The sequence below is a fragment of the Streptomyces sp. NPDC028368 genome, from assembly GCF_055565615.1.
Genome location: NZ_JBVHTY010000007.1, coordinates 106,307 through 118,932, shown reverse-complemented (window position 1 = coordinate 118,932; position 12,626 = coordinate 106,307). Strand labels below are relative to the sequence as shown.

General features: G+C 71.6%; 10 protein-coding genes. 6 read left to right on the top strand and 4 right to left on the bottom strand.

Translation table 11 applies throughout. The features are described 5' to 3' along the window. Positions 1-13: 13 nt before the first annotated feature. The 4 genes from ACZ4S3_RS17920 to ACZ4S3_RS17905 are packed head-to-tail and all read left to right on the top strand — an operon-like array spanning position 14 to position 3,843. A complete protein-coding gene (locus tag ACZ4S3_RS17920) occupies positions 14-661 on the top strand; it encodes an ABC transporter permease (RefSeq protein WP_467934542.1) in 648 nt (215 codons plus the stop codon). After that, positions 654-1,943 carry a betaine/proline/choline family ABC transporter ATP-binding protein gene (locus ACZ4S3_RS17915; RefSeq protein ID WP_467934538.1) on the top strand — a complete coding sequence of 430 codons (1,290 nt, stop codon included), beginning with the start codon at positions 654-656 and terminating at the stop codon, positions 1,941-1,943. Before ACZ4S3_RS17920 ends, ACZ4S3_RS17915 begins: the two co-directional genes overlap by 8 nt. Further along, the gene (locus ACZ4S3_RS17910; protein WP_467934534.1) at positions 1,940-2,833 is read left to right on the top strand and encodes an ABC transporter permease; all 894 of its coding nucleotides are present in this window, start codon (positions 1,940-1,942) and stop codon (positions 2,831-2,833) included. Before ACZ4S3_RS17915 ends, ACZ4S3_RS17910 begins: the two co-directional genes overlap by 4 nt. Beyond that, on the top strand, positions 2,833-3,843 hold the full coding sequence (locus ACZ4S3_RS17905; RefSeq protein WP_467934530.1) for a glycine betaine ABC transporter substrate-binding protein: 1,011 nt from the start codon (positions 2,833-2,835) through the stop codon (positions 3,841-3,843). The genes ACZ4S3_RS17910 and ACZ4S3_RS17905 overlap by 1 nt, the downstream gene beginning before the upstream one ends. A gap of 102 nt (positions 3,844-3,945) precedes the next feature. On the opposite strand, the gene ACZ4S3_RS17900 is transcribed toward ACZ4S3_RS17905, so the two are convergent. From ACZ4S3_RS17900 to ACZ4S3_RS17885, 4 genes are all read right to left on the bottom strand, one after another. Further along, positions 3,946-4,725 (bottom strand): S16 family serine protease, encoded by a 780-nt coding sequence (locus ACZ4S3_RS17900; RefSeq protein ID WP_467934526.1) that lies wholly within the window; start codon positions 4,723-4,725, stop codon positions 3,946-3,948. Between the two features lie 115 nt (positions 4,726-4,840). Next, positions 4,841-5,482 (bottom strand): IclR family transcriptional regulator, encoded by a 642-nt coding sequence (locus tag ACZ4S3_RS17895; RefSeq protein ID WP_467934522.1) that lies wholly within the window; start codon positions 5,480-5,482, stop codon positions 4,841-4,843. Between the two features lie 345 nt (positions 5,483-5,827). Next, a complete protein-coding gene (locus tag ACZ4S3_RS17890) occupies positions 5,828-7,624 on the bottom strand; it encodes a DEAD/DEAH box helicase (protein ID WP_467934519.1) in 1,797 nt (598 codons plus the stop codon). 566 nt (positions 7,625-8,190) lie between these two features. Next, on the bottom strand, positions 8,191-9,693 hold the full coding sequence (locus ACZ4S3_RS17885; RefSeq protein WP_467934515.1) for an MFS transporter: 1,503 nt from the start codon (positions 9,691-9,693) through the stop codon (positions 8,191-8,193). 169 nt (positions 9,694-9,862) lie between these two features. On the opposite strand from ACZ4S3_RS17885, the gene ACZ4S3_RS17880 reads away from it, so the two are divergent. Both ACZ4S3_RS17880 and ACZ4S3_RS17875 read left to right on the top strand, forming a co-directional pair. Then, positions 9,863-10,726 (top strand): alpha/beta fold hydrolase, encoded by an 864-nt coding sequence (locus ACZ4S3_RS17880; protein ID WP_467934511.1) that lies wholly within the window; start codon positions 9,863-9,865, stop codon positions 10,724-10,726. A 216-nt stretch (positions 10,727-10,942) separates the two neighbouring features. Then, entirely contained in the window at positions 10,943-12,583 is a 1,641-nt protein-coding gene (locus ACZ4S3_RS17875) for a hypothetical protein (RefSeq protein WP_467934507.1), read from the top strand. The last annotated feature ends 43 nt before the right edge of the window (positions 12,584-12,626 follow it).

Here is a 12,626-nt window from a genome sequence, read left to right as displayed (position 1 = left end):
AGGAGAGCGCCGAGTGAGCTTCTGGGAGTACGTCGGCACCCGGCACGCCCAGCTGCTGACGGATACGTATCAGCACGCCAGCGCGGTCTTCCAGTGCATGGTGCTCGCCACCGTGCTGGGGGTCTTCATCGGCGTCATCTCGTACCGCAGCGAATGGGCGGGCAGTCTCGCCACCACCTCGACCGCCACCGTCCTGACCATCCCCTCGCTGGCCCTGATCGGTCTGCTGATCCCGGTCGTCGGCCTCGGTGTCCCCCCGACGGTCATCGCACTGACCCTGTACGGGCTGCTGCCGGTGGTCCGCAACGCCATCGTCGGGCTGCGCGGGGTGGACCCGGCGCTGGTGGATGCCGCCAAGGGGATCGGGATGTCGCGCCTGGCCCGGCTCTTCCGCGTCGAACTGCCGCTGGCCTGGCCGCCGATCCTGACCGGCATCCGGGTCGCCACGCAGATGCTGATGGGCATCGCCGCCATCGCCGCCTTCGCCTCCGGCCCTGGCCTGGGCAATGAGATCTTCCGCGGCATCGCCTCGCTGGGCAGCGCCAACTCCCTCAACCAGGTGCTCTCCGGCACCGTCGGGATCGTCATCCTCGCCCTTGTCTTCGACGCCGCATACGTCCTGCTGGGACGTCTGACCATCTCCAGGGGGATCCGTGCCTGAGCCGTCCGGGACCAGCACCGGCAAGACCTCGCAGGCGCCCACGACCGGCGCCCGCATCCAGCTGGAGAACCTGACGAAGATCTATCCGGGGAACCCCAACCCCGCGGTGGACAACGTCAACATGGAGATCAAGGCCGGGGAGATCGTGATCTTCGTCGGCCCCTCCGGGTGCGGAAAATCCACCACCCTGAAGATGATCAACCGGCTGATCGAGCCGACCTCCGGGCGGATCCGGATCGGCGACGAGGACGTCACCGACATGGACCCGGTCAAACTGCGCCGGAAGGTCGGCTACGCCATCCAGGCCTCCGGCCTCTTCCCGCACATGACGGTCGCTCAGAACATCGCGCTGGTACCGAAGATGATCGGCTGGTCCAAGGCGAAGACCAGCCGCCGGGTCGAGGAGATGCTCGACCTGGTCGGCCTGGACCCGGGCGAATTCCACCACCGCTACCCGCGCCAGCTCTCCGGCGGCCAGCAGCAGCGCGTCGGCGTCGCCCGCGCGCTCGCCGCCGACCCGCCCGTCCTGCTGATGGACGAGCCGTTCGGCGCAGTCGACCCGATCACCCGCGACCACCTCCAGGACGAGCTGATCCGGCTCCAGCACGAGCTCCACAAGACCATCTGCTTCGTCACCCACGACTTCGACGAGGCCATCAAGCTCGGCGACCGCATCGCGGTCCTGCGCGAGCACTCGCACATCGCGCAGTTCGACACCCCCGAGGCCATCCTCACCAACCCCGCGGACGACTTCGTCTCCGGTTTCGTGGGCGCGGGGGCGGCCCTCAAGCGGCTGAATCTCACCCGCGTACGGGACGTGGGCGTCGTCGACTTCCCCACCGCCGGTATCGACGACCCCCTCCAGGACATCTTCGACACGCTGCGCGCCGGCTCCACCAACGAAATGCTGCTGCTCGACCGCAACCGCCGCCCGTACAAATGGCTGCGCCGCGGCGACCTCTCACGGGCCAAGCAGTCGCTGGCACGGGCCGGGACGCTGGTGACCGACACGGTCACCCGGGACGCCACGCTGCGCGACGCCCTGGAGGCGGTGCTCACCGACAACGCCGGGCGGGTCGCGGTCACCGGGCGGCGCGGCGAGTACATCGGCGTGGTCGACATGGAGACGCTGATGAACAACGTCCATGAGCTGCTGGAGGCGGACCGTCTGGAAGCCCTCGAGCACCAGCACGAGCTCCAGGAGCAGCGCCGTCACCAGACGCAGCTGGCCCAGGAAGGCCTGGACGGCGGTGCGGACGGCGCCACGGGGGTCAAGGCATGACCTCGCGCGGCAGCGGCGGCCCGTCGGGCGGCGGGGAACGGCCACCGGGCGGGCACACGCCGGACGGGCTCGCCCACCTGGACGACACCGACATGGAGGAACGGGAGACGGCCACCGGGGAGGCGCCGGCCCGCGCCCCGGGCCCCGGCGCCCGCCGGATCAGCTGGCAGAAGTGGACCTTCATGCCGGTCTTCCTGGTGGCCGCGCTGCTCGCCACCTGGCTGTGGTTCCGCGGCGCCCGCCTGGACTCCATCGCCCACCAGGCGGTGGACAACGGCAAGGTCGCTCTGGCGCTGCGCCAGCACATCCAGCTCACCGCCGTCTCCACCTTCTTCGTACTGATCATCGCGATCCCGCTGGGCATCGCGCTGACCCGCGCCAGATTCCGCAAGGCGACCCCGTTGGCGATGGCCGTCGCCAACCTCGGCCAGGCCATCCCCGCTCTCGGTCTGCTGATCCTGCTGGTCATCTGGCTCGGCATCGGCGCCCGCTCGGCCATCGTCGGCATGGTCATCTACGCTGTACTGCCGGTGCTGGCCAACACCATCGCCGGACTGCGCGGCATCGACCCGACGCTGACCGAGGCGGCCCGCGGGATCGGCATGTCCCCCCTGGGCGTGCTGGCCAAGGTCGAACTGCCGCTGGCCGTACCGCTGATCCTGGCGGGGGTGCGCACCGCGCTGGTGCTGAACGTCGGCACCGCGACGCTGGCCACCTTCGGCGGCGGCGGAGGCCTGGGGGACCTGATCTCGGCGGGCATCATCACCCAGCGGATGCCCGTACTGATCCTCGGCTCGGTGCTGACCGTGGTGCTGGCGCTGCTCGTCGAATGGCTGGCCTCGCTGGCCGAACTGCTGCTGCGGCCGCGCGGCCTGGAGGGGACGAACTGATGGCGCTCCGCGGATCGACCCGACGCCCGCGCCCGCACACCGCCGCCGCGGCGCTGGCCGGGCTGCTGCTCGCCGCGGCCGCGCTGAGCGGCTGCGGGCTGGTCAGCGGCAGCCCGATGACCGACGACGTCAAGCCCGGTACGGTCGGCCGGGGCCTGCCGCTCAAGGGCGCCACCCTCACCGTGACATCCAAGGAGTTCACCGAGAACATCATCCTCGGCCAGATCATGGGCCTGGTCTTCAAGGCGGCCGGCGCCACCGTCATCGACAAGACCAACATCCAGGGCACCATCGGCGCCCGCGAGGCCGTGCGCACCGGCACCGCGGACGGCATGTACGAGTACACCGGCACCGGCTGGATCACCCACCTCGGCCACGAGAAGCCGATCCCCGATGTCCACAAGCAGTGGGTGGCGGTGCGCGACGCGGACCGCAAGAACGGCATCGTCTGGCTGCCGCAGTCCAGCCTCAACAACACCTACGCGCTGGCGCTGAACGCCGCCAACCTCAAGAAGTACCCGGTCAAGAACCTCTCGGACGTCGCGGCGCTGCTGAAGAAGAACCCCGGCGCGGTCACCCTGTGCGTGGAGAACGAATTCGCCACCCGCAACGACGGCCTGCCCGGCATGGCCAGGACGTACGGCATGAAAATCCCCTCCGGCAACATCCGCAAGATGACCGGCGGCGTCGTCTACACCGAGGCCTCGCAGGGCAAGTCCTGCACCTTCGGGGAGGTCTTCACCACCGACGGCCGGATCAAGGCCATGGGCCTGAAGGTCCTCGCCGACGACAGGCACTTCTTCCCGAACTACAACGCCGCGCCCGAGATGAACGCCGCGACGATGAAGAAATACCCCCAGATCGCGCCGCTGCTCGCGCCGGTCACCAAGGCGCTCAACAACCGCGTCGCCCAGGAGCTCAACCGCAAGGTGGACGTGGACGGCCAGGACCCGCACGAGGTCGCCAAGGACTGGCTGGTCAAGGAGGGGTTCATCAAGACGGCGGGGTGAGGGCGGCGGCCGCGCCCGAAGGCGGCGCCACCGGCCGCATCGGGCCGCAGGGCGGCCGCGGCATCGCGGTGCGGCGCAAAAAAATCGGGGGAAACGGACCGGTCAGCAGTGCGGGACCCGGCCGCCCGAGTCGAGGGCCTTGAGGGCGTCCACCGCGCCGTCGAGCGTGGTGACAGGAATCAGCCGCATGCCCCGGGGGAGCTCGGCACGGGCATCCGCGCACTCCTGCTTCGGGACCAGGAAGACGGTGGCGCCGTCGCGGCGCGCCGCCTGGGTCTTGAGCGGGACGCCGCCGACCGCGCCGACCTTGCCGTCCGCGGTGATGGTGCCGGTGCCCGCGACGGTCCTCCCGCCGGTCAGATCGCCGCCCTTGCCGTTGCCCGCCAGCTTGTCGACGATGCCGAGGGCGAACATCAGCCCGGCGCTGGGCCCGCCGACGTCCGCGAGACTCAGCTTCACCTTGATGCCCTTGGGCGACTTGCCCAGCCGGCCCAGCGCGGCGGCGGTGGCGGTGTCCTGGGACTCCCGCATCTGCTTCGCGTTGTGCTCCGCGATCTCCTCGGTGTTGCTGCCCACCGGATAGACCGCCTCGCGCGGCATCGCCGCCTCGTCCGTACGGAACCAGGCCCGCAGGACGTCCGACAGATGGACGGAGGCATCCGGTCCGGTGGCGACGATGGAGGTCATCCGCAGCTGGCCGCCCGTCTTCCGGGTGCCGGCTCCGGTGATCGTGATCACCGGCTTGCCCTTGTCGTCACCGAGCACATTCGCCGTCATCCCCGGATAGGCGACCGAGTACGGCAGCGGCGCGAGGACCGCGGTGAGGAGGAGGCCGAGAACGAGAGTGGTGCAGACCGCCAGGGCCCGGGTGCGTGCAGACACCCCGCCAGCCTAGATGACCCCCGCCCCACCAGCCTCGCGAAGCGCTGTGGTCTCACCACACGGCCACCGCGCCTTCACAGGACGAGGCCCGGTGCCCGCGTCGCCACCCGCGGCCTCACCGCAGCGCCTCGGAAACCTCCCGGGCCGCCTCGACCACCCGCGGCCCGATCCGCTCGGAGACGGTGTCCGCGAGCATCACCACGCCCACGCTGCCCTCGATGCCGCTCACCCCCAGCAGCGGCGCCGCCGCCCCGCTCGCACCGGCCTCCAACTCCCCGTGGGTCAGGGCGAGTCCGGCGTCCTGGATGCGGCCCTGGCGGGCCTTGAGGATGGCCCAGCCGGCGGCCCCGCGGTCCAGCGGGTGGCGGAAACCGGCGCGGTAGGCGACGTGGTAGTCGGTCCAGGTGGGCTCCACCACGGCGACGGCCAGCGCCTCGGCGCCGTCGACGAGGGTGAGATGCGCGGTGGCCCCCACGTCCTCGGCGAGCGAGCGCAGCGCGGGCAGCGCCGCCTCTCTGACCAGCGGATGCACCTGCCGGCCCAGGCGCAGCACCCCGAGGCCGACTCTGGCCCGGCCGCCGATGTCGCGGCGCACCAGAGCGTGCTGCTCCAGGGTCGCGAGCAGCCGGTAGACCACGGTGCGGTTGACCCCGAGCTTGTTGGACAGCTCGGTGACGGTCAGCCCGTGGTCGGTGTCGGCGAGAAGTTTGAGGACCCGCAGTCCCCGGTCAAGCGTCTGAGAGGTCTCCGCGGTCACGACGCCCCTCCTGGTGTGAGTGGCGGCGCTGGTGCGCGACGCGCTTGCATGTTCCGATGCAGCGCGCTCCAGAGGCCGCCGGCCGCATGGCACGGCTGCGCTCCGCGGCGGCGCTGCCACGGGGCGTGTGCGTGACCGGGACAGTAGCGAGCAAGTCCGGTCAGCGGAAGAGTCCGTCCAGAATCCGGTCTTTCGCGCCCAGAATGTCCGTGATGGTCCCAGGAATGACGCAGGGCGGCACACCGTGAAAGGTGCGCCGCCCACTACGTGAGACGCGGCGGAGCGGCCGTCCGGCCGGCCGGGCTCATCCGATGGGGCCGGTAGAGCCGGTGGGGCCGGTGGGGCTCAGTGCATCCGCGTGGCCCACTCCCGTACCTTCTTGATCCGCTCATGGAGCTGCCCGGCGGTGGCCTCCGCGCTCGGCGGCCCGCCGCACACCCGCCGCAGCTCGGTGTGGATCACACCGTGCGGCTTCCCGCTCTGGTGCACATAGGCGCCGACCAGCGTGTTCAGCTGCTTGCGCAGCTCCAGCATCTCCTTGTGCGAGACCACCGGGCGCCGCTCGGCGGGCAGCTCCAGCAGATCGGCCTCCGCGTCCGGCTTCTTCCTGCTGTGCGCGATCTGCCGGGCCTGCCGCTTCTGCAGCAGCATCTGCACCTGGTCGGGCTCCAGCAGCCCGGGGATGCCGAGGTAGTCCTGCTCCTCCTCGCTGCCCGCATGCGCCTGCATGCCGAATTCGGCGCCGTCGTAGAGGACCCGGTCGAAGACCGCCTCCGACTCCAGCGCCTCGAACGAGAACTGCTCCTGCTCCCCGGTGTCCTCGTCCTGCTCCTTGTTCGCCTCGTCCATCTCCTTCTCGGACTCGGCGTAGGGGTCTTCCTCCCCGTCCTTCTTCGGCTTGTCGAGCACGTGGTCGCGCTCGACCTCCATCTCATTGGCGAAGCCGAGCAGCATCGGGACGGTCGGCAGGAAGACGGAGGCCGTCTCGCCCCGCCGCCTCGACCGTACGAACCGGCCCACGGCCTGCGCGAAGAACAGCGGAGTGGAGATGGTGGTCGCATACACCCCGACCGCCAGCCGCGGGACGTCGACGCCCTCCGACACCATCCGCACCGCGACCATCCACCGGTCCTCGGACCCCGCGAAGTCGTCGATGCGCTGCGAGGCACCGGAGTCGTCGGACAGCACGAGGGTGGCGCCCTGCCCGGTGATCTCCCGGATCAGCTTGGCGTACGCGCGGGCCTGCTCCTGGTCCGAGGCGATGACCAGGGCACCCGCGTCCGGGATGGACTTGCGTACTTCCGTCAGCCGCCGGTCGGCAGCGCGCAGCACATTCGGCATCCAGTCGCCGCGCGGATCCAGCGCGGTACGCCACGCCTGCGAAATGGCGTCCTTCGTCATCGGCTCGCCGAGCCGGGCCGCGATCTCGTCGCCCGCCTTGGTCCGCCAGCGCATATTGCCGCTGTAGGAGAGGAAAATGACGGGCCGGACGACGCCGTCACCCAGCGCGTTCCCGTAGCCGTAGGTGTAGTCGGCCGAGGACCGCCGGATCCCGTCGTTCCCCTCCTCGTACGTCACGAACGGGATCGGGTTGGTGTCGGACCGGAAGGGCGTACCGGTCAGCGCGAGCCGCCGGGTAGCCGGCTCGAACGCCTCCAGGCACGCCTCACCCCACGACTTCGAGTCACCGGCGTGGTGAATCTCATCCAGGATGACCAGGGTTTTGCGCTGCTCGATGCGGTTGCGGTGCAGCATCGGCCGGACGCCGACACCCGCGTACGTGATCGCGATGCCGTGGTACTCGCGGCCCAGCGGGCCCGCGCTGTACTCGGGATCGAGCTTGATCCCGATCCGGGCCGCCGCCTCCGCCCACTGCTTCTTCAGATGCTCGGTCGGTGCGACGACCGTCACCTGCTGCACGACGTGGTGGTGCAGCATCCAGGAGGCAAGGGTGAGCGCGAAGGTCGTCTTGCCCGCGCCGGGCGTGGCGACGGCGAGGAAGTCTCTGGGCTGCGTCTGGATGTACCGGTCCATGGCCGCCTGCTGCCAGGCGCGCAGCTTGTTCGCGGTACCCCAGGGGGCCCGTCCCGGGAAGGCCGGGGACAGGTGGTGGTTGTTGGTGGCGCTGGTGGTGGTAGTCACGGTCTCCGTCGGGCTGACTCGGCGATCGGCAACCGGCCCAGCCTAACGGCTGGTCTCTCCCACGTTGTCGGCCGTCCCACCGTTCCGCCGTTCCGCTGCGCTTTGCCTTGGCCCCACGTCTTTGTCTTTCCCGCCGTGGTGGTGTTTCGCCATGACGCCTGCGGCGGGCGGGGGTTTGTCGGGTGCGGTGCCACGCCTCCGGACTCCGTCCTGCGGCGCGGCCCCTCCCACGGGTGGGGGGCAAGAGAGGCCGGTGGGGGCCTGTCTTGCGGGTCAGGTGCGCCTGGGATCCACAAGGCACAGCCGACCGCTCACGCGCACTCCCACCGGCCTTGCTTTTCCCCCACCCTCAACGGGGAGGGGGCGGGCCGTAGCGGCGGAGCCGTGTAGGGCCGGTCCCGCAGCCGAACAGCCCCGCGCAGCGGCACCGCCCGCCGCGTGGGGGTACCTCCCACGCCCTTCAGGCAGTGGGGGAGCAACGGCGGGAAACCACCACGGCGGGACGGCCGAAAACGTGGGGCGCCGGCAAAGCGCAGCGGACCGGCGGGAGAGCCGACAACGTGGGGTTAAACCCGCAGCCGCACGGCCGCACCGGCGCCGGCCGCGGCGACCATGGCCATTGCCGCGAACACCGCTACGAAGGCCGCCGGATGGCTCGCGGCTCCCGGGGCGGCCGTGCCGGCCGCGATCGACCCGCCGCCGCAGGCCACGAACAGCACGCCGCTCACGCCGACGAACGTGACGTTGCCCAGTGCGTCGGCCATCTGCAGCGAGGCGGAGTGGGTGCCCGCATCCTCCGGCCGGGACAGCTTCAGCAGCAGTACGCCGCCGCTGGAGATGTTCAGGCCCATGCCGAAGCCGCCGAGCGTCCAGGCCGCCGCGACGATGTACGCCGGGACCCCGTCGAACAGCGCCAGCGGGACCATGACGATGGCGACGGCCAGGAAGGCCATGCCCAGGCCCATCAGCCGCTCGCGGTGCGGCTCGAGGCGGGGGCGGCTCTGTACGTACGAGCCGAGCGCCCAGGTCAGCCCGCCGCCGGTGAGGGAGAGGCCGGCGAGGGTGGTGGACAGGCCGCGCTGGGTGACCAGCATCAGCGGGATGAAGCTCTCGGCGGCCACCAGCGCCCCGGCGGCCAGGCCGCGGATCAGCACCACGGACGGCAGGCCGCGCGCCGCCCGGAAAGTGCCCCGGGGCAGCAGGCGCACTGTGCCCGGCACCAGCAGCGCGGCCCCGGCGACGGCGGGCGCCAGCGCGAGCCACGTCGGGTGCTGGCCCGCGTACTGGAGCAGACAGGCGCCGATCGCGACGGCCAGCGCGAGCCGGCAGCGCCGGTTGCCCAGGATGTGCCGCGCTCCGGCACCGTCGCCCGGGTCCGTACGCGGCAGCTTGCGCAGCGCCGGGAGCATCACCGCGAGCGGCAGCAGTATCAGGACGGGGAGGGAGAGGAAGACCCAGCGCCAGCCGAGGTGTTCGGTGACGGTGCCGGCGACCAGCGGCCCGACGATCACCGGCACCACCCAGGCCGCCGAGAAGGACGCCATGATCGACGGGCGCAACCGCTCGGGGTAGGCGCGGCCGACCACGACGTACAGCGAGACGATCACCAGCCCGCCGCCGATGCCCTGCACTCCCCGGCCCGCGATGAACATCCCCATGGTCCCCGCGCCGCCCGCGAGCAGCAGTCCCGCACCGAAGGCGGCGATCCCGGTGAACAGCGGCGCGAGCGGCCCGCGCCGGTCGCTCCACTCGCCCGAGAGCGCCATGGCGAACAGACTCGCCGTGAAGAAGGCGGAGAAGGCGAAGGCGTAGAGCCCGATGCCGTCCAGGGCGCGGGCGGCGACCGGCATCGCGGTGTTCACGGCGCTCGCCTCGAAGGCGACCAGCGAGATGACGGAGATGATGCCGAGGGTCAGCGCGCGGTGGGGGCGGGACAGGACCCCGCCGCCGGTGTCGTCCGCTGCCGGGCCGTGACGCGGACCGGGTATGGCGGGGCGGTCGCCGGGGGCGGCGGTGGGGGCATCGGGGGCGACGCCGGTGTCGCCCGGGTGGGGGTGGTCAGCGGTCATCGGGCCAGAGTAAGAGCCGCAGTGCGGCTGCACCCCTGTCCATGGGCGGGGATCGCCTCGGTCATGGGTCCTACGCCGGGGCGGCGGGCGGCGGGCGGCGGGCGGCGGCAAGCGGGCAGCGGGCGGCGGGCAAGCGGGCGGCGGGATCCATATCGGGCAAGCTGTCCGTATGCCGCACTTCCGTACGTACGACGATGCCGAGCTCCACTTCCGCGTGCTCGGCCCGGCCGACTCCCCGCTGCCGCCGCTGGTGTGCCTGGCCGGCGGGCCGGGGCGGGACGCCGCCTATCTGGGCGACCTCGGCGGCATGGCCGCGCACCGGCAGCTGATCATCCCGGACAGCCGCGGCACCGGCGCCTCCCCGCCAGCCGCCGACCCGTCCCGGTACGCCTTCCCCCGGCTCGCCGAGGACCTCGAGTCGCTCCGCACGCATCTGGGCCTGGAGCGGTTCGCGCTGTTCGGACACAGTGCGGGGGCCACCCTCGCGCAGGCCTACGCGGCGATGCATCCGCAGCGGCTGACCCGCCTGGTGCTGGCCTGCCCCGGCTCCCGGCTGCAGGGCGAACTCACCGACGACGCGCAGGAGATCTTCGAGGCGCGGGCGCACGAGGAGTGGTGGCCCGAGGCCTCGGTGGCGGTGCAGCAGCTGGTCGAGGCGTCGGACCTGAGCGAGGTACGGGAGCTGCTGTTCGCCGCGGCGCCGCTCGCCTACGGGCGGTGGGAGGAGCCTCAGCGGGCCCATGCGGCCACGGAGGGTGCGCAGTTGGGGCCGGTGCCGCGGGCCGGGTTCTGGCAGGGCGTGGACGAGACGGCCCGGCTCGCGCTGCTGGCCGGGCTGGGGCAGGTGACGTGCCCGGCGCTGGTGGTGACCGGTGACCGGGACGCGGTGACCGGTATGCGGGCGGGCGAGCTGGTGGCCGCGTCGTTCCCGGAGGCGCGGGTGCGGCCGCTGCACGGGGTGGGGCACTACCCGTGGGTGGACGAGCCGGAGCTGTTCGGGCCGGTGGTGGAGGAGTTTCTGCATACGGGGTGAGGAGTGGGGGTGACGCGTACGGGGTGACTCGTACGGGGTGACTCGTACGGGGTGGGCGGCGCGGGCTCGGCCCCGCGGCGCGGCCGCCGGCTCACCCCCGTGGAGCCGCCCATGACGGCCGTATGAACGCTCCATGCCAGGGCGCCGGAAGCCATGGACTCCTCGACTCCCCCGCCTTAGCCTCGTCCGCCGTTGCCGACGGATGAAGGAACTCGTATGCAGACAAGGCTATTTGGGGCACGAAGCAGAGCGGACGGGGCACTCGGCCGGTGGTGTCGGGCACGCGCCGGTGCGGCCCTGGCCGCCCTGCTTCTCGCCCTCCCCGCTTCCGTGGCGCTCGCCCCGGCCGCGCAGGCGGCGCCGATACCGCCCGCCCCCGGGCACCGGCTGGTCCCCCAGTACGAGGGCGCCCCGGCCACCGCCGACCCGCTCCCCGCCGGCCAGGCACCGCCGCAGCACCCGTACCTGGCGCCCAACGGGCGGGCCGGGATGCACGGCGACGGCGCGAGCAGCGACACCCACCCCTTCCCCGGCCCGCTGGGCGACCGGCCCGCCGTGACCAGCGTGAAGATGGCGGCGCTCGGCGGCGAATGCGCGACCGTCACCTTCGACTCCGACGGCCGCATCCTGACCGTCTGCGGCACCTTCCAGGGCTTCCGGCTCAAACTGCTGGACCCGAAGAGCCTGGCCACCCTCGCCGAGTACAAGCTGCCGCAGCGCCCCTCCACCGTCGAGGCCATCACCCGCCTGGACTTCTCCAAGATCTTCAAGGACACCTCGGGCGGCGCCTACTTCTACCTCGACAACAAGGACCGGGTCGTCCTCGCCGACTCCCGCCAGCACGTCCTGCGGCTGTCCCACTCCCGGGCGGCCGACGGCTCCTGGCACTTCACGGTCGACAACGACTGGGATCTCACCCCCTACGTCCCGCACGACTGCGTCGGCTGGACCAACCTCTATCCGCGCGGTGACTGCGATCCGGTCACTTCCGTCCAGCCCGACTGGGACGGCCGGATCTGGTGGGTCACCCGTAAGGGCCGGATCGGCACCATCGCCCCGGACACCGACGCGCTGCGCACCACCCAACTGCCCGGCGAGGAGATCCAGAACAGCTTCTCGGTGGCCGAGGACGGCGTCTCCATCGTCTCCGACCATGCCCTCTACAGCCTGCGCGCGGACGCCGACGGCACGCCGCGCGTCCAGTGGCGCCAGACCTACGACCGCGGTACGGACGGCAAACCCGGCTCCATCAACCAGGGCTCCGGCACCACCCCCACCCTCCTCGGCGACGGTGCACACCCCTACGTGGCCATCACCGACAACGCCGACGACCGGATGAACATCCTGGTCTACCGCCGCACCGGCCCCGACGCCGACCGCCTGGTCTGCAAGATCCCGGTCTTCGGCTCCGGCGCCTCCACCACCGACAACTCCCTCATCGGCTACGGCAACAGCCTCGTCGTCGAGAACAACTACGGCTACGAGAACGTCACCTCGCTCCTCCTGGGCAAGTCGGTGGTCGGCGGCATCACCAGGGTCGATATCCGGCCGGACGGCAGCGGCTGCGACACCGTCTGGGAGAGCAAGGAACGCGCCCCCTCCAGCGTCGCCAAACTCTCCACCGCCAACGGCCTCCTCTACTACTACACAAAGGACCCCAACCGCCTGGGCATCGACGCCTGGTACCTGACCGCCGTCGACTTCCGCACCGGCCACACCCGCTTCAAGCGCCTGACCGGCACCGGACCGCTCTACGACAACAACTGGGCCCCGATCACCCTCGGCCCGGACGGCACGGCCTATGCCGGCGTCTTCAACGGGCTGGTCGCGGTACGGGACAGCGCACCGGAGGACTGACCCGCACCCACAGGTGGCCCGGCGGGATTCATGAACCCCACAT